The 20847-nt window shown below is 53.0% G+C and carries 18 protein-coding genes; 15 read left to right on the top strand and 3 right to left on the bottom strand.

What is annotated here, in order from left to right; genetic code table 11:
- Positions 1-84: 84 nt before the first annotated feature.
- A complete protein-coding gene (locus tag PUT07_RS11960; protein WP_274468225.1) occupies positions 85-2010 on the bottom strand; it encodes a glycosyl hydrolase family 18 protein in 1926 nt (641 codons plus the stop codon).
- Between the two features lie 179 nt (positions 2011-2189).
- Here PUT07_RS11960 and PUT07_RS11965 point away from each other — a divergent pair, with 179 nt between their 5' ends.
- From PUT07_RS11965 to PUT07_RS12000, 8 genes are all read left to right on the top strand, one after another.
- Positions 2190-2723: a DUF309 domain-containing protein gene (locus PUT07_RS11965; RefSeq protein WP_274468227.1), complete on the top strand. Its 534-nt coding sequence runs from the start codon at positions 2190-2192 to the stop codon at positions 2721-2723.
- Positions 2720-3448, top strand: a complete 729-nt coding sequence (locus PUT07_RS11970) for a response regulator transcription factor (protein WP_274468228.1) — start codon at positions 2720-2722, stop codon at positions 3446-3448. Before PUT07_RS11965 ends, PUT07_RS11970 begins: the two co-directional genes overlap by 4 nt.
- Entirely contained in the window at positions 3441-4895 is a 1455-nt protein-coding gene (locus tag PUT07_RS11975; RefSeq protein ID WP_274468229.1) for a sensor histidine kinase, read from the top strand. The genes PUT07_RS11970 and PUT07_RS11975 overlap by 8 nt, the downstream gene beginning before the upstream one ends.
- A 101-nt stretch (positions 4896-4996) precedes the next feature.
- Positions 4997-5602: a hypothetical protein gene (locus tag PUT07_RS11980; protein WP_274468230.1), complete on the top strand. Its 606-nt coding sequence runs from the start codon at positions 4997-4999 to the stop codon at positions 5600-5602.
- Positions 5603-5617: 15 nt separating this feature from the next.
- Complete coding sequence (locus PUT07_RS11985) at positions 5618-7375, top strand: efflux RND transporter periplasmic adaptor subunit (protein ID WP_274468232.1); 1758 nt, start codon at positions 5618-5620, stop codon at positions 7373-7375.
- A 27-nt stretch (positions 7376-7402) separates the two neighbouring features.
- The gene (locus tag PUT07_RS11990) at positions 7403-8122 is read left to right on the top strand and encodes an ABC transporter ATP-binding protein (RefSeq protein WP_274468233.1); all 720 of its coding nucleotides are present in this window, start codon (positions 7403-7405) and stop codon (positions 8120-8122) included.
- Positions 8119-9297, top strand: a complete 1179-nt coding sequence (locus PUT07_RS11995; RefSeq protein ID WP_274468234.1) for an ABC transporter permease — start codon at positions 8119-8121, stop codon at positions 9295-9297. Before PUT07_RS11990 ends, PUT07_RS11995 begins: the two co-directional genes overlap by 4 nt.
- Positions 9298-9320: 23 nt before the next feature.
- Complete coding sequence (locus tag PUT07_RS12000; RefSeq protein ID WP_274468235.1) at positions 9321-11462, top strand: hypothetical protein; 2142 nt, start codon at positions 9321-9323, stop codon at positions 11460-11462.
- Positions 11463-11963: 501 nt separating this feature from the next.
- Here PUT07_RS12000 and PUT07_RS12005 read toward each other — a convergent pair.
- A complete protein-coding gene (locus tag PUT07_RS12005; RefSeq protein ID WP_274468236.1) occupies positions 11964-12536 on the bottom strand; it encodes a beta-class carbonic anhydrase in 573 nt (190 codons plus the stop codon).
- Positions 12537-12587: 51 nt separating this feature from the next.
- Positions 12588-12911 (bottom strand): iron-sulfur cluster biosynthesis family protein, encoded by a 324-nt coding sequence (locus tag PUT07_RS12010; RefSeq protein ID WP_274468238.1) that lies wholly within the window; start codon positions 12909-12911, stop codon positions 12588-12590.
- A gap of 145 nt (positions 12912-13056) precedes the next feature.
- Here PUT07_RS12010 and PUT07_RS12015 point away from each other — a divergent pair, with 145 nt between their 5' ends.
- The 7 genes from PUT07_RS12015 (at position 13057) to PUT07_RS12045 (ending at position 20709) form a co-directional block, all read left to right on the top strand.
- A complete protein-coding gene (locus tag PUT07_RS12015) occupies positions 13057-14577 on the top strand; it encodes a carboxypeptidase M32 (RefSeq protein ID WP_274468239.1) in 1521 nt (506 codons plus the stop codon).
- A gap of 145 nt (positions 14578-14722) precedes the next feature.
- Complete coding sequence (locus PUT07_RS12020; protein ID WP_274468240.1) at positions 14723-15739, top strand: ABC transporter substrate-binding protein; 1017 nt, start codon at positions 14723-14725, stop codon at positions 15737-15739.
- Positions 15740-15782: 43 nt separating this feature from the next.
- Positions 15783-16553, top strand: a complete 771-nt coding sequence (locus PUT07_RS12025; RefSeq protein ID WP_274468241.1) for an ABC transporter ATP-binding protein — start codon at positions 15783-15785, stop codon at positions 16551-16553.
- A complete protein-coding gene (locus PUT07_RS12030) occupies positions 16550-17392 on the top strand; it encodes an ABC transporter permease (protein WP_274468242.1) in 843 nt (280 codons plus the stop codon). The genes PUT07_RS12025 and PUT07_RS12030 overlap by 4 nt, the downstream gene beginning before the upstream one ends.
- A gap of 68 nt (positions 17393-17460) precedes the next feature.
- Positions 17461-18420, top strand: a complete 960-nt coding sequence (locus PUT07_RS12035) for an aromatic acid exporter family protein (protein ID WP_274468243.1) — start codon at positions 17461-17463, stop codon at positions 18418-18420.
- Between the two features lie 114 nt (positions 18421-18534).
- Positions 18535-19101: an outer spore coat protein CotE gene (gene cotE / locus PUT07_RS12040; protein ID WP_274468244.1), complete on the top strand. Its 567-nt coding sequence runs from the start codon at positions 18535-18537 to the stop codon at positions 19099-19101.
- Between the two features lie 138 nt (positions 19102-19239).
- A complete protein-coding gene (locus PUT07_RS12045; protein WP_274468245.1) occupies positions 19240-20709 on the top strand; it encodes a putative amidoligase domain-containing protein in 1470 nt (489 codons plus the stop codon).
- Positions 20710-20847: the final 138 nt, after the last annotated feature.

Below are 20847 nucleotides of genomic sequence, written 5' to 3' on the forward strand. Positions count from 1 at the left end.
CAGCATCTAGCAATTAATTCCACAACGACAAAAGGGTTATCCCGCAGGCAGATACACCAACCTGTTGAATAACCCTCTTAGCTGTCATTTGTTTTGCAAAATCATCGGCCACAGCTCCGCTTGGTCATACCCGAGCCGCCATGCCGCAACGCCGGCGATATCGTATTTTTTGGCCAGCTCCAGCCGCTTTTTGACGGTTGAGGCATCCTCGAGCCAGAATACATACGTATAGCCGCCTTCTAGATACTCCACCCGGTATTGCTCAAAGGTCGGGTCCCACGTTTGCGTTGCCGATTTGGAAGCGAGCAGCCCCGGAATATCCTTCATCAGCAGCGTTCTATTGCCTTGAAGTGTGCCGGCTGCATCCAGCTTCCATTCCCGCACGTAGTAGGGGATGCCGAGTACGATTTTGTCCCGGGGGATGCCGTAAGACAGAAATTCTTGGATACCGCCGTCTGCCCATGGAAGCCCGGCTACGGATCCGGCCGATGTGCTGCCGCGGTAGTATTGATCGTAGGCCATGATCACGACATAATCGACGATGCCGCCGAGCTTCTCGTGGTCGAAAGCCGAGAGATGGTTCCATTTAACGCTGCCGCGCGGCAGATCGATGGAAATCACGAGGCCGCGTTCGTGAGCGTAAGCCGTTAGCTTGGCGATGAACCCGGTGAAAGCGTTGCGGTCTGACCCTGCAAGGCTTTCGAAATCGACATTGATGCCAGGGACGCCTAACTGAACGGAACGGTCAACCAGCGCTTGGATGAACTTATTCTGCGCAGCGGAATCGGCCAGGAATTGGGTCGTAAGCGTTGCGTTGAACTGGTTGCTGACGAGCGGATACACGGTGTAGCCGTTACTTTGCAGCCATTTTACCGTATCCGGGTTGGACATATCCTTCAGGTTGCCGGCTGCATCCGCCAGTTCGAAATAGGTAGGCGAATCGACATCCAGCCCGATCGTGTTGTTCACCTGGGCTTTGATCATTTCTCCGCCGGATTGGCCGTTCCAGCCCCAGACCTGCAGCTTTTTGAAATTGTCCCACACCACCCGGCGCTCCAGCGTTTGGATGGAGCTGTTGCTGTAGAGCACGCTGTAGTTCAGCGCTTCGGGAAGATTCTTGAATTCACCGATGAGCGAGGAGCTTTGGTACACTTGATAAGAGGCGTAATTGTTCCAAATTTTGCGTCCATCCATGAAGATGGAGGCATGTCCCCATAGCTTGGCATAAGCGGTGGCTTCATCGAGTGAAGTGAAGTCCTGCAAGAACGTATCGTTCTGAAATACTTTATAAGTCTTAAGATTGCTGTATACGGTTGCTTTCGTATTTGTGTTGATGACGGTGGAATTGCCCCATTTCAGCGCTTCGTTCACGGCATCTTGGAGCGATGCGAATGCCCAATTGTCTGCGGAGAAAGTTCCTTGATACACCTTGTAGACGGGATCGCCGGATTGGAGAGCCTTCTTCTCCTCGCCCGAGATGTTGTCCCAGACCCACGCGCGGCTGTCCAGATCGATAATGTGGGCGCCCCCCCATTTCTTCGCTTCGGCTATGGCCTCGTCTAAGGTGAGGAACTTCCACGAATCGAGCGTGATTTCATTCTGGTACACTTGGTACCGGGGATAGTTGTTCCATACCCACCCGGTAGCTTGCAGATCGCGTACGCTGGCGTACGACCATTTCTTCGCTTCCGCAATCGCAGCATCCAGTGTAGCGAACTGCCACTCAGGCAGCGTAGTGTCCTTCTGATACACTTGATACCGCGGGAAATTGTTCCACAGCCATTTGCGTGTGCCGATCTCCTCGACATGACTGTTGGTAAATCCTTTGGCATAAGCTTCAGCTTGCTTGTAATCGGCGAATTCCATCAATACTTGATTGTATTGATACACGCGGTATTTGGTCGTTTTGTCAGAAGCTGCGCTTGCGGTGTCCGCTGCATGCAAAGTCTGCAAAACCGTGAGCGAAGCGATCAGGCCGCCCGTCACCAGTAGCCACTTTCCAATTCTCATGTTTACGCCTCTTTCTATTAATCTATGTAATTGGACGTATGGAATGATAGATTGGTTGCGCCGCCAAATGGTGGAAATGCAGAATTGGGCCTATGGATGTTGGACGATGGAACGACTTTCGAGTAACATGAGGTATACATAGTCATTCTCGGGATGACAACAAGCGAGGGGAACGATTCATGAGGCAATATCCAGAAGATTATTTGGAGTACCTTCTGCAGTTTCACGCAGAGCGGGATTATTTCGAATGTCATGAGATTATGGAGGAATTCTGGAAGGAGCATCCCGGCGATGTTCGGAGCAAAACGTATGTGGCGCTCATCCAGATCGCCGTCGGCATGTACCATATTCGCAGGGGGAACCGTCCGGGTGCGGTGAAAATGCTCCAGAGCTCGCTGCGCAACGCGCAAGCCGAACATGTGGCTTCGCTCGGGCTGGACGCCGAAGAACTGGTGCGGTTAATTCGGGACACGCTGACTCAGATCGAGCAGGATGGCTATTCCTATGCAGATATTAATCTGCCGATTGCGGATGCCGGGCTGCTTGCGCTGTGCACGGCCGAGTGCCGGCGAAGAGGCTTGAATTGGCAGGCGCCCAGCCGGCTTGAAGACAGTGAATTGACTGAAAAGCATACGCGAAGAGACCGTTCGGGCGTTATTGAGGAACGAGCGAGACAATATCAAATTCGGAAGGAAAAAGGTGGCGCCAAGTGAACGCGGAAGGAAAAGTACTTGTTGTAGACGATGAGCCGAATATAGCCGAAGTCGTCCGTTTGTATTTGGAGCATGCGAACTATGAAGCGCTTTTGCTGCCGCGAGGCCAGGAGGTGCTCCGTACGATCGTCGAAGAGAGGCCGAGTCTGGTGCTGCTGGACATCATGCTGCCGGATATTTCGGGCTATGAGCTCTGTGAGCAGATCCGGAAGATGGATGCTCCGTACCATCAAACGCCGATCATTTTCGTGACGGCCAAAGGGGAATCCATCGACAAGCTGCGAGGCTTCAATCTGGGTGTTGACGATTACTTGGTCAAGCCGTTCGATCCGAATGAGCTCATCGCGCGTATCAAGGCTGTGCTTCGGCGCACCGTTCAGCTGCCGGTTGAGTCGTCCAATTCGCAAAGCGCGGTACGCAAAATTTTGGAAATCGGCAATATCGTCATCGATCTGGATCAATACCGGGTCACTGTCGGGGGCAAACGGATCGATTTGACGCCGAAGGAGATCGAGCTGCTGCATTTCCTGACGAGCCATCCGGGCCGCGTTTTCACACGTGAGGACTTGCTGGGCTATGTCTGGAATTTCGATTTCACGGGCGGTACGAGAACCGTCGACGCACACGTGAAGAACTTGCGCAAGAAACTGGGACAGCATGATACGTGGAACATACAGACGCTATGGGGCATAGGCTACTCCTTCGAGGTGGTCCAGCATGTTTAAGGCTTGGGTGGCGGGAAAGTACAACAGCTTGTATCTGAAAATTTTCCTGTCGTTTCTGGCGACCTGCGTGCTGTTTTTCGTAGGGTTGTTCCTTTTCTGGAACTATTACTTCACAGACTTGTTTTACAAGGACAAAGTCGAGCTGATGGAGAAGCGCGCCGTTGAAGTCACCCGGCTGATGAATTCCGTTCAGGACGGCACGATTTCCACACGGGAGCTCAAATATACCGTACGCATTCTAGCCAGAAGCATTAACGGGCAGGTGTGGCTTGTCGATGACAAAGGCAACATTATGACGGGTTCCTCCGATAGCGAGGGCCGAACGATTCCGAAGCAGATGGACGCCCAGTTCATCGACGGCCTGCACGGACGCACCGGCTACGGCATGGTTACGTTAACGGCGCCGGACGGCAGAAGCATCAACTTGTTCACGTATCACGCTCCCTATCAAATGGGCGGCCAGCCGATGGTGTTTATTTTGCACTTCCCGGCAGGCGATATCAGCGAGGCGATTTCGGCGGTACGGGTCAATATTTTGGTCCCGCTGCTTTTCTCCCTTGTCGCCGTCGGCTTCATCCTGTATTTTATATCCCGCAAGCTTGCCGGTCCGCTGCAGCAGATGAATCGTGCGGCGCTCGAGCTCGCGCATGGCGATTTTACGACCCGGGTGCCGGTGACGTCTCACGATGAACTCGGTCAGCTAGCAAGGAGCTTCAATTTCATGGTGGAGCAGCTGGAGGAATGGGAGGGCACGAGGCAGGAGTTTCTGACGAACGTATCGCACGAGCTCCGGTCGCCGCTTACGACCCTGAGAGGCTTCATCGTCGCCATGAATGACAAGATCATCCCCGAAGACAAATATTCGCATTACCTGGGCATCTGCGATCAAGAGGTGCAGCGATTGCAGCGATTGGTGACGGATCTGCTGGATCTGGCGCAAATCCAAAATGGTGTCGACGTATTCCGGTTAAGGCCTGTTTCCGTCGCCGACGTCTTGGAAGATTCGCTCGAACTATTGAAAGCGCCGATTGCGGTGAACGCTATTTCCCTGCATCTCATTTTGCCGCCGCCTGATAAGGAGCCTGCCCTGGTGGCGTTAGATCCGGACCGGTTCGCCCAAATCGTTCATAATCTCATCTACAACTCCTTGAAATTTACCCCCAAGGGCGGCGTTCTGACCGTTGCGCTGGAGGAAGAGGCAGACGAGGTTCACTTGTATATACGCGATACGGGGATGGGGATGACGGAGGACGAACTGTCGCGCATCTGGGACAGGTTCTATAAGGCGGATGAAGCCAGAACGTCGCGGACGGATGTGCCGACGGGCACAGGACTCGGCCTGACCATCGTGAAGCATTTGGTCACAGGCATGCAGGGAACCATTCAAGCGCGCAGCCGGGTAGGGGAAGGGACCGAATTCCGTGTGACCTTTCCGCGGATTTCGTAGTTTTTCACATTTTTTTTACAACTTAAGCAAACTTCTTTCATGTTTACTTTGTATCCTGTCCTTATTGGACAGGATTTTTTCGTCTTGGAGGTGTATGGTCGATGAAGTACACTCGGATAATGGCGTTAGGCTTGACGCTCATTTCCTTCCTAATAGGTGGCTGTGAGACGCAGTTGGCAGGACAAGTTTCAGCGCCGGCCGCCGCCCTCCCCTCTCCAAAGCCCGAGCCGACACTTCTTGAGGACATCCCCGCGGACGATGTGCAGAATTTGAAGGAGATGCAGCTTGTCATGCTCTTTCAAGAACTGCTGCGGATGGACCGGCACGCCAATCTGGCGATTACGGCCAAGCAGGCGGAAGCGATGATTCCGCTCGTTCGCAAAAGCATTGACGAGGGAAGTATGAACGAGAGTGAACGCGCGCAGGTGCTCGTCGGTCTCAAGCCGGAGCAAATCACTTTTCTTGAAGAACAGTCCAAGCTGGAGAAATCGCGATTAGCGGGGCGCATGGACAACAAGGGAGATGAGCTCTCGCCGGAGGAACGGGAGAAGCGGGTGAAAGCCTTTGTGCAGAAAAGAATGGCAGACCGACAGTCCGATTCCGTCTTCACTTACCGTGACTACGGCGACTTTCAGCCGCAAGATCGGAAGAGCCTGGGGATTAGCGTGGAGCAGCAGTTAATGGAATTACTTATGTCCAAACTCTAAGGAGGAAGTTACTTCATGAAATGGTATCGCAGTAAATGGTTGATCGTTATCATCGCGGTATGCGTTTGCGCCGGAGGCACATACGCGTATATGTCGAAAGGGAAGAAATCCAAGTCAGCGGATGTGAAAGAGGCCGTCTACCAGGTGAAAAAGGGGAATATCCGCTCGTCCGTATCCGGTACGGCACAGTTCGAGCCGAAAGATACACAAACCATTTCGATCCCGGAAAATTCAAATATCAAATCGATCAACTTGAAACGAAATCAACCCGTGAAAGCCGGAGATGTGCTTCTCGAGCTGACGAGCACGAGCTTGGAAAGCGATTTGCAGGACGCGCAGCTGACCTATGAGCAAACGGAGAAGGATTTGAATTCGCTGCTGGACCAGCAAAGTCTGATGGGTGTGAAAGCCCCGATCTCCGGCAAGCTGACCTATGCGACGAATTTGGAACTTGGATCTACCATTAACAAATCGACCAAAATTGCCACGATCTCGGACATGAACGCATTGACCGTTACGCTGCCGTTTTTCGTAGAAGACGCCGCACAACTACATAAGGGCGATCCGGTCGATATTACGATCGACGGCTTCATGATTACGAAATCTGGTACGATCCAGACGATTTCCAAAGACCCGAAATCCGATGGCAAAGGCGGGAAAGTCGTCGATGTCGAGGTTGCCGTTCCGAATGACAACTCCATGGACGCAGGTACGGATGTTCTCGGTACCGTAACGATCGGTGGACGTGCCGTCGATTCGCAAGCCAAGGCGGCTCTGCAATATGTGAAAATTGCGACCGTATTGGCGGGAACGACAGGTACCGTGTCAACGCTTCCATTCAAAACCGGCAATATCGTCAAACAAGGCGATACGATCGCCACGTTCGCGAACGACACGCTGGGCGACGATATTGTGGCGAAGCAATCCGCACTCGAGCGCGCGAAGCTGAAGGTGGCGGCTGCGCAGGACAAGGTGGACACTCTCAAAATTGTCGCGCCTTTCGATGGCGTTTTCTCCACGGACTTTGTTAATAAACGCAATGATATTTTAAGTCTTCTGCAGGTCGGTACCAAAGTGAACAGCGGAATGCAGCTCGGGGCTGTGGCCAGCATCGCCAAAATGCAGCTTCCCGTGCAGGTGGATGAGCTCGATCTGCCGAACATCAAGCTGGGGATGAAAGCGGAAATCAAAGTGGATTCTTATCCGGGACGCATTTTCCCGGCGGAAGTTACGCAAATCTCCTCCGTTGGAACGACGACGAACGGCGTAACGTTCTACGATGTGGTACTCGCTGCAGACAACAAAGACAATGTACTCAAATACGGGATGACGGCTACGGGCGAAATTCTGATTCAGGATAAAAAAGACGTGCTCTACATTCCGCCGGAAGCTCTGCAGCTGCAAAAGGGCAAGCGCGTCGTCACGCTGAAGAAAGCGGACGGAACGACGGAAGCCGAGCATGAAGTGAAAATCGGCATTCGCTCCAAAACGCAAATTGAAATTACCGAGGGTCTGAACGAAGGCGATCAAGTTGTGCTTCCTAACGCCGTTAGAAGACAGCAAAATCTCAGCCAAGATGAAATCAACCGCTTGAGACAGCAATTCCAGCAAAATGGCGGCGGTGCTGGCGGCTTCGGCGGCGGCGGCTTCCAAGGCGGAGGCGGTGCAGGCGGTGCAGGCGGTGCAGGCGGTGCAGGCGGTGCAGGAGGCGCTGGTGGTGCTACCAGGACGAACGGGGGCGCAGGTGGAGCCGGCGGTGCGGGGAACAGATAATACTGCCGGGAAAGGAGCTATTGCGGTATGAATATCATTGAATTGAAAGATATAGTGAAGACGTACAGACGCGGCTTGGAAGATTTGCCTATTTTGCGGGGCATATCGCTTTCCGTGGCAGAGGGCGACTTCGTAGCCATCATCGGACCCAGCGGTTCCGGGAAATCGACGCTCATGAACACGATCGGCCTGCTGGATGTGCCGACCTCGGGCAGCTATATTCTGGATGGCGTGGTAACGGAGAAAATGAGCGATAACGAGCTTGCCGCACTGCGCAACCAGAAAATCGGCTTCATTTTCCAACAGTTTAATCTGCTGCCGCGCTTATCCGCCATGGAGAATGTGGAGCTTCCGATGATCTATGCCGGCATTCCGAAGAAAGAGCGGAAGGAACGGGCGCATCATATGCTGGGCATGCTGGGCATGGGCGAGCGGGGTCATCATAAGCCCAGCGAGCTGTCAGGCGGACAGCAGCAGCGGGTTGCGATTGCGCGAGCGCTTGCCATCTCCCCGTCGCTTATTCTGGCGGATGAACCGACCGGAGCGCTCGATTCCAGGACGGGCGAAGAGGTGCTCGAATTGATTTTGCAGCTGAATGCGCAAGGGAATACGATTGTTCTCATCACGCATGACCATCATATTGCCGACAATGCGCAGCGCGTCGTAGCTCTCCGTGACGGGGTCATTATCGACGATTACCGGAATCGAACCGACATCAGCCCCGTGAAGCAAGAGGTGAGCATATGAAGGCAAGTGAATTGCTCAGAATGTCGATGCAGACGATTATTTCCAGTCCTCTGCGCACATTTCTGACCATGCTTGGGGTGATTATCGGGGTAAGCTCCGTGGTCACGCTTGTCGCGATCGGCCAAGGCACCTCGGAACAAATCGCCAAGCAATATGAGAATATGGGGACGAATCTTCTCGTCGTGACGGCGACGGGCAACGGCCGGGCGACACAGCTCGACTATACGGAGCTGATGAATTTCGAGAACTTTCCGGAGTTCAAGTTCATTGCGCCGACGATGACGAAGAACGGATCCAATATCAAATACGATCGAACGCAAGAAAAGTATAACGTCATAGGCACGAATGACCGGTATTTCGGCATTATCAAAGCGCAGATCGATAAGGGGCGCAACCTGTCGCCCGCCGATTTGGAGTTCCGTTCCAATGTAGCGGTGCTCGGCAGTGAAGTGGCCAAGACGTACTTCGGCACGCTGAACCCGGTCGGTGAAGAAATCAACATCGATGGCGCCGTATTCACGGTGATCGGTACGCTGAAGGAGAAGGGCTCCAATATCGGCGGAGCGTCGGTCGACAGCTCGGTTATCGTCCCGCTGGAAACGGCAAGACGCGTGTTCAAGCTGGGACAGATCCGCACCACGTACGTAGAAGCGCCGACGAAGGACGATATCTATATCGCCCAGGAGACGATGAAATCCTATTTGACTTATAAATTCAAAAGCGATACGGGCTTCGTGCTGACGAATCAGGATGAGCTGCTGAAGGCACGGACCGAAGCGACGAACACCCTCACGAATCAATTAGTAGCGGTCGCCTTGATTTCATTGCTTGTAGGCGGCATCGGGATTATGAACATCATGCTGGTGACGGTCAGCGAGCGTACACGCGAAATCGGGATACGCAAGTCGATCGGCGCCAAGCGGCGCAATATTTTGCTTCAATTTCTCGTTGAGGCCGTTGTCATCAGCGGTCTGGGCGGACTTATCGGACTGGGGTTGGGCGTAGGATTAGCTTATGCGCTGCCGTATTTCAGTCCGAAGCAAACGACGAGTCTGTCCGTCGACATTAGCTTGTACGCCTTTTTATTTTCCGTCCTGGTCGGCGTTATTTTCGGCTTATATCCGGCGAACAAAGCATCCAAATTGCGTCCGATCGACGCACTACGATCTGATTGATGAACTTAGAGGAGGACCTACCTGTGACGCAACAACGAAAAATGAAACGCTTGCTAAGCCGTACAGCGCTCATGCTGACGGCCGCAAGCTTCCTGACACTGCCACTGGCCACATCAGCTTTCGCGGGGAAGGAAGGCGTGTTTCTAAGCGATTCCGTCTACTTCACATTGGATAAAGTGACTTTATCCTCCGGTGCCGAAGACGGCTCGCTGCGCTTCTCCTTGGGCCTGAACAACAACAGCTCGTCGGCCGTCGACTTTAACAATTACGGAGTGAAAGTCATTGACGCTAGCGGTACTTCCTACACAGCGAAGCTGACGGAGAAAGTGACGGCGCGCGTGAAAGCCGGGGAAACCGGAACGTTCAAATTTACGTCCGACATTCCGGCGAATTTGACAGCGGGACAGCTGAAAGTCGATATATTCGAATGGAACTACAACGCGATGCATGACATCGGGGCGCTATCCGTCCAGGCTGCCATGGACGAAGCCGGTCAAAGCGCGGTGCAGCAGGTGGCGATTAATTTGCAGGAGCTCGACACTACTTATGCCGATGACGCCGTTGTAACGGCGCAGTTGGGCAATAGCTACAAAGTGTTCAAAGATGGCGCATGGGTCGTGTATACCGATCTGACGCTTGAGAATCTGAGCGATGCGACCTTGAAGCTGCCGGATGCGCTTGAGCTTAATTTGCAGGATAACAAAGGATTAACGTATGCCGCACAGTTCCTGACAGGGTCCGGACAGTCCTTGCTGCCGCAGCAGCCGCTCAAAACCACGATTCAGGCAGCCGTTCCTGCATCGCTGGACGCCAGCGGGTTAACCTTGCTGTTCTCGCCCAAAGGGAAGGTGAAAACGACGGTTCTAGGTTCCTTGAACGTTGCCAAATCGTTCGTTATCGGCAAAATCGGCGAAGGCTCGCCATACCCGGATGAGGATTTGGACGGCTTGCAGATTACGACTTCGTGGGCGGCGACGAGCCAGCAGTCCGATGGCTTGCATCTGCAGGCGAACGTCACGCTGAAGAATAACAGCGAAGGCATTCTTACGATTCCGAATTTAACCGGATCGTTCCAAGCGGTTCGCAGCTCCGTAGCGGTGGCTTCCACGGATAATGCAACACGCACGTCGTACTTATCGCCGAACGAATCGACGACGTTCCGTTTCTCCGGCATTTTGCCTGCGGGGCTGAGCACGGAAGCTCTGCAGCTCGTTGTGATGGAGAAATCGGGTACAGCCGGTTCGGGAACGCAGACTTCAGCGGGTACGGGTAACGAGACCGGTACAGGGACGGAGACGTCGGCGGGCAACAACAAGCAGACGGCTACTGCGCTGCCGGTCTCCATTACGACGCTGGCAGGAGCGGGCAGCGGCGGCGAAGTCTCAACCTATGCCGCTGCGGAAGAGTACACCATCGGCACGCCGTTCAAGCTGAATGCGAACAATTTGCTCGACTCGAATATCGATATCTCGCTGGTCGAGATGGGCATGAGCGAGAGCGAGGACTTCGGCTTCAAAACCGTCGTTGCCAAGTACAAGCTGACGAACAAAGGAACGACATCCGTGTCGCTGCCTGATTTCCAAACGGAACTGACGAGCAGCGAAGGTTACACCTACACGGGAGCGCGTCAAACTACGGTTGCCAAAACGATTGCTCCGAACACCAGCTATGTGCTGAATTATTCGTATCTGCTGCCTGGCACAGAGCAAGCGGATAAGCTTGCCCTTAATCTGTACGATGCCAACCGCTTGGCTGTCGGTTCGTACAAGACGGCTGTTCAGCCGGTGCCGAAGACAGGACCTGTATCGTTGTATCCGTTCAGCATCGATATTAAACAGGCGAATGTCAGCGCAACGTACAGCAAAGATCAGTCTTACGCGTACCGCCTGCGTCTGGATCTGGATGTGAAGCGTCAAGAACAGGTGATCACGGATGCGAACTTCTCGACGCTGGCGTTCGAGGTCGTCGATTCCGAAGGCCGACTGCTGAGCTCGAAGACGATGGGCTTCACCGGCGAGCAGAAGATCATGTCCGGCATTCAGTTCATCGACTTCGGCTCCATCAAGTCGGAACAGCTGAATACCGATGTGAAGATTAATCTGTATGAGGTCGTGACTACACCGAATGGCGACTCCAAACGTTTGATCAAAACGCTGGAAATGTAAAATACGTACTGCTTGCTTGAATGCCTGTCCCCTCTGGGGATGGGCATTTGTTATGTGAGCAGCTGCAGCTGTAGGCCAGTCAGGAAATCGATGCATCTGGCAGCAGAAGGGTAAAGCTCATTTCCCGCAAATTCTGAGATATGTACAAAATGCCGCCAGCTGCCACAGCCCAACACTACCTGCCTAACGCATTAGCCAATCGCCATCACCCAACAAGTATCCGTTGAACAAAAATCAAATTCTATTTGAATTTTCATATAGAATTCACGATTTTACGCTTGTAGAGCGAATTCTATATGATTTTTCATATTGAATCGCGCATACATGTTGGCGGCAACAGCGCAAACGGTCCCACATCGCGGTCTGCCGCACACCGACGACCTTGCCGGCACGGCACCGGCTATCCTAGAAGCACGTACCGGCAACGATGCCGCAACCATAAGACGCCAAAGAACCCCGCGGGAATTTCCCGGGGGTTCTATTGTCTGGCGATTGCCTATATTATGCTTGAACGGCGCTGTAACCGTCAGCGATCAAATCCAACCGTCCGGTTGAAGGGTCGATCACAAGGCCATGAACCGGCAAATTTTTGGGAAGCAGCGGATGATTGCGAATAATATTGACGCTTTTCTCGATACCGTCCCGGACATGCTCGAAGCCTGTCAGCCATTTGGACAAGTCGATGCCGGAGTGACCGAGCGTCTGGATGACATCATCGGAGATACCGCGGTTCTTCGCATTCGCAATGACTTGATCCGGATTCAGCCCCGTCATGCCGCAATCGTAATGCCCGATCACGAAAACTTCATCGGCATTGAGCTGGTAAACAGCGACAATGATGCTGCGCATAATACTGCCGAAAGGGTGGGAGACGATGGCGCCCGCATTTTTAATAATTTTGGAGTCCCCGTTATGCAGGTTCATCGCCTTGGGAAGAAGCTCGATCAACCGCGTATCCATACAAGTAAGAACAACCATTTTCTTGTCTGGAAATTTCGTTGTCAAAAACTCTTTGTACTGCTCTTTCGCAACAAACTCTTCATTGTACTTGAGAATTTCGTGAACTAATGACATGGTTTCCCCTCCAGGTAAAATTGATGTGCTGCTTGTCTATCTATTCTGCAGCTATCTTTTGTCGACTAAGCTCATACCCGCATTATAAATCTGGTTATTACTCTTTAGTATATAGGATTTATCCGTTTCAGAAAAGTCGATTCGCATATTGGCTTCGAAATAAATCTCATCCTGCTCTTTATAAAGGAGGGAGAGCGCGTTTGTTTTTGCGGACAGATCGTGCTTCTCCTTCTGCGAAACGAGCCAAAGCGTGGGCACGCCGTTCACGGAACAGCCGCAGCCTTCCGTATCGAAAGCGAGCTTCAGAAGGGCTTCATTCTGACCTATATATGGGGTTAATCGTTGTACAGCTGCATCGGTGAATTCAATGTTCACGGCAAGTCATCTCCTTAAATAGTCGTTCCACCCGCGGTCATCGCGAAATGGCTTGTCATTATTTTACCACAATCTCGCATAAATTTGATTCTATGCAGGGGACGAAGTATGATGAATGAAGAAACTTTTGGAAGGAGACTTACGCATGAGTGTGCAAACAGCCCCAGCCAAGCTGGAATCGTTCAAGGCCTATGTCCGCAAAATGAAGCAGTACGAGGAGGCAATTGCCTTAATTTATTGGGATATGCGCACCGGCGCTCCCAAGAAAGGGATCGAAACACGCTCGGAGGTCGTCGGAGAGCTGTCCACGGAAGTTTTCCGCATGTCTACGTCCGATGAAATGGGCGACTATCTGTCGTTCTTCACGCAGCCGGAAGAGCTGGAGAAGCTGGATGCCATCTCCAGAAAGATGGTGCTGGAATGCAAGAAAGAATACGACCGGTCCAAGAAAATTCCGGCCGAGAAATACCAGGCCTATGTCGTGCTGACCTCGCAGGCCGAGTCCGCTTGGGAGGACGCCAAGCATAATTCGGACTGGGCTTCGTTCCAGCCGTACTTAGAGAAAATTGTGGCGACAACCCAAGAGTTCATTGAGCTATGGGGATATGAAGGACATAAATATAATACGCTCCTCGATATGTATGAGCCGGGAATGACCGTTGAGAAGCTGGACGAAGTATTCGGGGCGCTGCGGGAGAAGGCGGTTCCGCTGCTGCAGCGGATTCAGGCTTCACCGAACCAACCCGACCGTTCCTTCTTGGATCAACAATTCGAGATCGCGAAGCAGAAGCAGTACTCGCTGTCGATTCTGAAGCAGATGCAGTACGACTTTGAAGCGGGCCGTCTGGATGAGACCGTGCACCCTTTTGCGACGGCGCTTAATCCCGGGGATGTGCGGATTACGACGCGCTACCTGCTGAATGACATCACCTCCGCGTTATTCGGCACGATTCATGAAGGCGGACATGCGCTGTATGAGCAGAACATTTCCAAGGACTTGGTCGGCACGAATCTGTGCACAGGCACCTCCATGGGCATTCACGAGTCGCAGTCGCGCTTCTGGGAAAATGTCATAGGCCGCAGCAAGCCGTTCTGGGACCGGTATTATGGCGAGCTGCAGAGCACGTTCTCCCCGCAGATCGACAATGTCGATGTGGATACATTCTTCAAAGCGATCAATCACATCGAGCCTTCTTTAATTCGTATCGAAGCCGATGAATTGACGTACAACCTGCATATTATGATCCGGTATGAGCTTGAGAAAGGCTTGTTCAACGGAACGATTGCCGTGGCGGATTTGCCGCAAGCGTGGAATGCCAAATACGAAGAGTATTTGGGCGTCGTGCCGGCGAATGACGGCGAGGGCGTGCTGCAGGACGTCCATTGGTCCGGCGGGGCGTTCGGTTACTTCCCGTCCTACGCGCTGGGCAACATGTATGCTGCGCAGTTCACCCACACGCTCCGCAAGGAGCTTCCCGCTTTCGAGAGCTTGATAGCCGAAGGGAATTTGGGTCCGATCAAGGATTGGCTGACTGACAAAGTGTACAAACACGGCAAGCTGTTGACGCCGAATGAAATCGTCCGGGATGTAACGGGCGAGGATTTGAACCCCGATTATTTAGTGCAGTACTTGGAAGAGAAATATCAAGCCGTCTACGGTATATAATGAAGCGAAACAGCATCTTCGGGCAGCGAATGCCCGGGGGTGCTGTTTTTTTTGGGGGTGTAAACGTTTTTCTGCGAATTCATCGTTAACCGACTTCTGGGCTCCTGCATAGGATACATTACTACTTAATTCGGGGGGACGTCTTATGAAGTTTCGGAAGAGATGGGGAGCGGCTTTAACCGCTGTCCTGCTGCTGAGCAGCATCGTTTCGGCCTGCGGGACGAAGACGGAAGAAACGACCAAAGTGCGGATCGGCGAAGTGACGAGATCGATCTTCTACGCGCCGCAATACGTAGCGCTATCGCAAGGCTTTTTTAAGGATGAGGGACTCGATGTTGAATTAACGACAACGCCAGGCGGGGACAAAACGATGACTGCGCTGCTCTCGAATGCGATCGACGTGGCGCTGGTCGGTTCGGAAACGTCCATCTATGTTGCGCAGCAAGGCTCCGACGATCCCGTGATCAACTTCGCGCAGTTGACGCAGACCGACGGGACTTTCCTGGTAGCCCGCAAGAAAATGGACAATTTCGATTGGAATTCGCTGAAAGGGTCCGTCTTCCTCGGGCAAAGAAAAGGCGGCATGCCGCAAATGGCCGGCGAGTTCACGCTCAAGAAGCATAAAATCGATCCGCAGAAAGATCTGCAGCTCATTCAAAATATCGAGTTCGCCAATATCGCTTCGGCTTACTCGTCCGGAACCGGGGAATATGTACAGCTCTTCGAACCGCAGGCTTCCATCATCGAGAAGGAAGGCAAAGGCTTCGTGATCGCTTCCTTCGGCGTGGAGAGCGGGCATCTGCCTTACACGGTTTTCATGACCAAACAGAGCTTCATGAAGAAGAATCCGGCCACCGTGCAGAAATTCACGAATGCGATCCAGCGGGCACAGCTGTGGGTCGCCGCCAAAAGCGTGGATGAAATCACGAACGCCGTCCTGCCTTATTTCAAAGACATCGATGTGGAAATTGTGAAAAGCGTTGTGAAGCGGTATAAAGATCAAGGCTCCTTCGCGACAGATGGGGTTGTCGATGAGCAGGAATGGAATAATTTGCTGGATGTTATGTCGTCGGCCGGCGAGCTGAAGCAGCGGGTGGAGTGGAAGACACTTGTTGATAACACGTATGCGGAGAAAGCCAAGTCGAACGTAAAACAACCGTAAGGCAGACAGCGGCCAGGCAGATGAAACGGAGGGGAGTACGAACATGGATACTGCTGTGACGGTAAAAGACGTAACGCAAGTGTACGTAACCGAGGAAAGGGCGACACTTGCCGTGCAGGGAATCGATTTCGCCGTAGCACGCGGCGAGTTTGTCTCTCTGATCGGTCCGAGCGGCTGCGGGAAGACGACCCTCTTGTCCATCATAGCCGGCCTCATTCGGCCGACGGCAGGCACGGTGTCGGTCGCGGGCAAACCCGTGAACGGGCCGTCGACAAGGGCCGGATATATGCTGCAGCAGGACTATCTGTTTCCTTGGCGGACGATCGAAGACAATGCCTGCATCGGGCTGGAGATTGCCGGAACGCTGACCAAGGAGAACAGAGAGCTTGTGCTTCATTTATTAGAAGAAATGGGTTTATACAGCTTCAAAGATTATTATCCCTCCCAGCTTTCCGGGGGAATGCGCCAACGCGTAGCGCTCGTTAGAACGCTGGCCACCGATCCCGAGCTGCTGCTGCTCGATGAGCCGTTCTCGGCTCTGGACTATCAGACCAAGCTGCAGCTGGAGGATCTGGTGGTGGAGACGCTTAGGGCCAAGAAGAAAACGGCGCTCTTGGTGACGCACGATATATCAGAAGCCATCGCCATGAGCGACCGCATTATTGTGCTGGCGCCGAATCCGGGAAGAATTCGCCAAACCTACAGCATTCCGGAGGAGATTCGCGCCTCCGTGCCGTTCGAAGCAAGGGAATTGCCCGGGTTTCATACTTTGTTTCGTACGATTTGGCAGGAGTTTGGAGGGCATGACGCATGAACGCGAAGCAGCAGCAACGAATCGCAGGCGAAGGCTCAGAGCAGGCGCTCGTCGAGAAAGTTCACGGGCAATATGTCGGGGCCAGGAAGAAAGAAACGAAACAAGTCAGAATAGTTCAGCTGTTGATTCTGGTCCTCTTTTTTGCTTTATGGGAAGCAGCGGCTAGATTGAAATGGATCGATGTGCTCCTCTTCAGCTATCCGACCAAAGTGTTCAAACTGCTCTGGGATAAATTGCTGGACGGCAGCCTGCTTCCTCATGTTGGCGTAACCGTTATAGAAACGATACTTGGCTTTGCTTTAGGTACATTATTCGGCACGGCACTGGCTGTTCTCATCTGGTGGTCGCCATTCCTGTCAAGAGTGCTTGACCCCTATATCGTCGTCTTGAACAGTATGCCGAAGGTCGCATTGGGACCGCTATTTATCGTCGGGCTCGGACCGGGCTTGCTTTCCATTATCGCCACCACGCTTTCGATAACCGTTATCATTACGACACTGGTCGTGTATGGCAGCTTCAGAGAGGTCGATCAAAACTATGTGAAAGTCGTCTCATTATTCGGGGGAAATCAGAGGAAAGTTTTTCTTAAAGTGATCTTGCCCGCTTCCTTCCCGGCCATCGTCTCAACGTTGAAAGTGAATGTCGGTTTAGCTTGGGTCGGGGTTATTGTCGGCGAGTTTCTCGTCTCGCAAATGGGTCTCGGGTATTTAATTATATATGGCTTCCAAGTATTTAATTTTACGCTTGTCATTTCCACACTGTTCGTCATTGCCGTGGTTGCGACATTTATGTATCAAATCGTTTCCAATTTAGAAAAAAGATTGACGAAACACCGGTAACACTTGCCACATGAAGTCGAAAATGAAATAATGGGCCCATAGTATAACCAGTAAAGAGGTGAACCGCTATGGGCTTTCGAGTGCTCAAAACCGCCCTTGCCGTTCTGATAGCGATGTATCTTGCGCATCTTATGGGGATCAAAACACCGGCAGCCGCTGGACTTCTGGCGATTCTGGGCATTGAGGTAACGAAAAAGAAAGGGATTCAAAGCGCACTCCATCGCCTCGCCGCTTCCGTGCTGGCCTTGTTGATGGGGTCCTTGCTATTTATGCTGTTCGGTTTTCGTGTATGGGTCGTAGGACTCTTCCTGCTCATCGTGTTCCCGCTGCTGCACCGTTTGCGAATAGCGGAGGGAGCGGTGACAGGGGCTGTCGTCATGCTGCATTTGTTTGCCTATGAAGATGCCGGATGGGCATCCGTCGGCAATGAGCTGCTGCTGCTTCTGGTCGGCTTGGGGACCGCTACGGCGATTAATATCGCGTATATGCCCAAGGCGGATAAAGCGTTGGTGGCGCATAAGATTCGGATAGAGGAATTATTTTCTATGATATTTGTAAGCTTGGCGAAGCATTTGCGGGACAATACCGTGATCTGGGATGGCCATGAGCTTCTGGAGGTCAGCGAAGAGATCGATAAAGGGGCTCAGTTGGCCAAGCGGGCTATGGATAATACACTTTTTATGACAGGGGATCCGTATTGGCGCGTATATTTCTTCATGAGGGGCGAGCAGCTGGAGTCGATTCACCGGATGATGCTGCTTGTTGCGCAAGTATATCAGACGCTGCCGCAAGGGGAGATGCTCGCCGCGATTCTTGAAGATATTAGCCATACTGTCAAGGAAGACTACTATACGGGCAAAGCGGAGAAAGAATTACAAGAGCTGGATGCCCGCTACAAAAAGCTGCCGCTGCCGGGAAACCGCGAAGAATTCGAGGTCCGTTCCGCGATTTTACAGCTAAACCGGGAGCTGATGCACTACTTATCGATCGCCAAGAAGCAAAAAAAACACCGCTCGGAGGCGGGTTGACTCTTAAAGATATAAATATGTTTTTGCAAAAAAAATAATATAAAATAATTGTCACTCTAGACTACTGTCCTGCATACACTTGTAATGAATGATTGTATGGAGGAGGTTGAAAGGATGTCATTAGATAAAGATTTGCAAAGCAGAGAGATCATCACCAAGGCTGTCTGCGGTAAAGGTCGCAAATTTTCGCATGTAAGTCATACCGTGACTCCGCCCTTTTCTCCGACCAGTATATTGGGCGCTTGGATTATTAATAACCAATTCGAGGCGATCCAATCCGGAGAGGGCGTAGAGGTAGTTGGTACTTATGATATCAACATCTGGTATTCTTACGATCGCAACACGAAAACAGACGTAGCCAAAGAAACCGTATCTTATGTAGAAGTCGTCGGACTCAGCTACCTGGACAAAAGACATAAGCCGACGACAGCCGAGGTGTCCGCTGTCGCAACGCAAGAGCCCAACTGTGTGGAAGCCAGCATCTCGTCGAGCGGCGACGGCGTCGTGATTCGGGTGGAACGCGAGTTCCAAGTTGAGCTTATTGCGGAAACGAAGGTGTTTGTCATCGTGAGCCCGTATGGACCGAGCGACTTCGATGACAAACACGTGGACTTCGATGATGGTGGCGATGGAGATTTCGAGGATCTCGATGCCGAACTGCTTGAAGATGATCTGGGTTAATGAACCTTATACGCCAGTGTATGCTGGCGTTCAAGGTTCGGCAGAGGGCATACGCCCTCTTTTTTGTTTTCCAAGCACAAATGGGCAGCTGTCCGTCAGGCCGGCCCGGTTCACATGAGACGTGAAGGGGTTAAGGGGATGCAATCATTTTTACTGCATGCACAGGAGAAAGAGGCGTTGGAGCTCGCAGGCCTTATTCGCATACCGAGCGGCAGCAAGCTGCCTGCCGATTGGCAGGGCCGCATCGTCATCCACTGGGGCGCTGCTCATGATGAATGGCCGTCCGTACCTGCGCTTCAGCCGATTAAGGCGATCGTCAGGGCACAATCGCCGGCGAAGCGGGATGCATTGCTGGCACATCACGGCATCAAGACGGTTCGGGAACTGAAGAGACTGGGAGAGTTGAAGGAGGAGACCCCGTTCTTCACGCATAAGTACAAAGTGGCTATCTTCCATCTGCAGACGTTAATCGTGTATGAGAAGAAAGACTCGCTGCTGTTGTCGGAGAAATCGCTCCTCATCCAGCGGCAGTATCGCACCGAATCCGCCTACATAGAAGTGGAGCCGGAGAAGGCCGGATTTCACGTGCGCAGAGCCAGCCGGGAGGCGGCCAAAGCGATCTATGCGCTCGGGCTCGACTACGGGCTTGTCACCATCGGCATCGTGCCCGGCGGGCACACGCTGGTGCTCGATGTAGAACCTGCTCCGAAGCTTAGCGGCCGGCTGGCGCAGCTGTTCGCTGAGGCGATCGACCGCTACGAGCTGGCGCTGCGGAAGGAGCTGCTGCGCCAGGAGCCGGTTATGCTCGGGAGCGATCCCGAGTTCCTGCTGCTCAGCCCGCAGGGGAAGGTCGTCTTCGCCGACCGCTTTCTGGCGCGCGAAGGCGAGGTCGGCTGCGATGCGATCGTGCTCAGCGGGCATCGCGTCATACTGCCGCTGGCGGAGCTGCGGCCGAAGCCCAGCACAGACCCGCTCGAACATGCGCGGAACCTGCTGGCTACGATGCGGCTCGCTGCGCGGTCCATCACCGACGAGAGCCTGGCGTGGCTCTCGGGCGGCATGCCGGTGGGGGGATATCCCCTCGGCGGACATATCCATTTCAGCCGGTGCTGGCTGAACAGTCATCTGCTGCGCGCGCTAGATAACTACCTCGCGCTGCCCTTGATCTTGATCGAGAGCGATACGACGCGCGGGCGCCGCCCCCGGTACGGCTTTCTCGGCGATTATCGCAAGAAACGGCACGGCGGCTTCGAATACCGCACGCTGCCGAGCTGGCTGCACTCGCCGCTCATCACGCGCGGCGTATTCACTTTGGCGGCGCTGATCGCCGACAATTATTGGCGGCTGCCGAGACAGCCGCTGCAGGAACCGGACATCCAAGCGGCTTATTACAGAGGCGATAAGCGGTTGCTGCAGGGGATCGCAGCCAAGCTTTGGCACGATCTCGAGCAGCTGAAAGGCTACGAAGGATATGCCGGCGTCTTGGACCGGTTCCGGTCCAGACTCATGTCCATGGAGCCGTGGAATGAGCGGGAGGATATTCGCAAGGTATGGAAAATTGCCCCGTATCGCCGGAAAGAAGCAATTGAAGAAGGAATCATGTTATAATAGATTATCTCTACGGATATGAAAGATCGATAGATGGCGGAGGCTCATATTTCCTGACCGGCGTACGGCGATAGCGGCGGACATTGGAAGATGGAGGAGAGCCTTCGGCATTTCTATTAAAGTTTATGCGAATATTTG

Origin of the sequence: Paenibacillus sp. MAHUQ-63, assembly GCF_028765165.1 — a bacterium.
In the GTDB taxonomy this organism is placed as follows: Bacteria; Bacillota; Bacilli; order Paenibacillales; family NBRC-103111; genus Paenibacillus_E.

What these genes read in the sequence shown, in the direction of transcription:
- PUT07_RS11960 (WP_274468225.1), bottom strand. Translation starts at nt 2,010, where the DNA reads ATGAGAATTGGAAAGTGGCTACTGGTGACGGGCGGCCTGATCGCTTCG.
- PUT07_RS11965 (WP_274468227.1), top strand. Translation starts at nt 2,190, where the DNA reads ATGAGGCAATATCCAGAAGATTATTTGGAGTACCTTCTGCAGTTTCAC.
- PUT07_RS11975 (WP_274468229.1), top strand. Translation starts at nt 3,441, where the DNA reads ATGTTTAAGGCTTGGGTGGCGGGAAAGTACAACAGCTTGTATCTGAAA.
- PUT07_RS11980 (WP_274468230.1), top strand. Translation starts at nt 4,997, where the DNA reads ATGAAGTACACTCGGATAATGGCGTTAGGCTTGACGCTCATTTCCTTC.
- PUT07_RS11985 (WP_274468232.1), top strand. Translation starts at nt 5,618, where the DNA reads ATGAAATGGTATCGCAGTAAATGGTTGATCGTTATCATCGCGGTATGC.
- PUT07_RS11990 (WP_274468233.1), top strand. Translation starts at nt 7,403, where the DNA reads ATGAATATCATTGAATTGAAAGATATAGTGAAGACGTACAGACGCGGC.
- PUT07_RS11995 (WP_274468234.1), top strand. Translation starts at nt 8,119, where the DNA reads ATGAAGGCAAGTGAATTGCTCAGAATGTCGATGCAGACGATTATTTCC.
- PUT07_RS12005 (WP_274468236.1), bottom strand. Translation starts at nt 12,536, where the DNA reads ATGTCATTAGTTCACGAAATTCTCAAGTACAATGAAGAGTTTGTTGCG.
- PUT07_RS12015 (WP_274468239.1), top strand. Translation starts at nt 13,057, where the DNA reads ATGAGTGTGCAAACAGCCCCAGCCAAGCTGGAATCGTTCAAGGCCTAT.
- PUT07_RS12020 (WP_274468240.1), top strand. Translation starts at nt 14,723, where the DNA reads ATGAAGTTTCGGAAGAGATGGGGAGCGGCTTTAACCGCTGTCCTGCTG.
- PUT07_RS12025 (WP_274468241.1), top strand. Translation starts at nt 15,783, where the DNA reads ATGGATACTGCTGTGACGGTAAAAGACGTAACGCAAGTGTACGTAACC.
- PUT07_RS12030 (WP_274468242.1), top strand. Translation starts at nt 16,550, where the DNA reads ATGAACGCGAAGCAGCAGCAACGAATCGCAGGCGAAGGCTCAGAGCAG.
- PUT07_RS12035 (WP_274468243.1), top strand. Translation starts at nt 17,461, where the DNA reads ATGGGCTTTCGAGTGCTCAAAACCGCCCTTGCCGTTCTGATAGCGATG.
- cotE (WP_274468244.1), top strand. Translation starts at nt 18,535, where the DNA reads ATGTCATTAGATAAAGATTTGCAAAGCAGAGAGATCATCACCAAGGCT.
- PUT07_RS12045 (WP_274468245.1), top strand. Translation starts at nt 19,240, where the DNA reads ATGCAATCATTTTTACTGCATGCACAGGAGAAAGAGGCGTTGGAGCTC.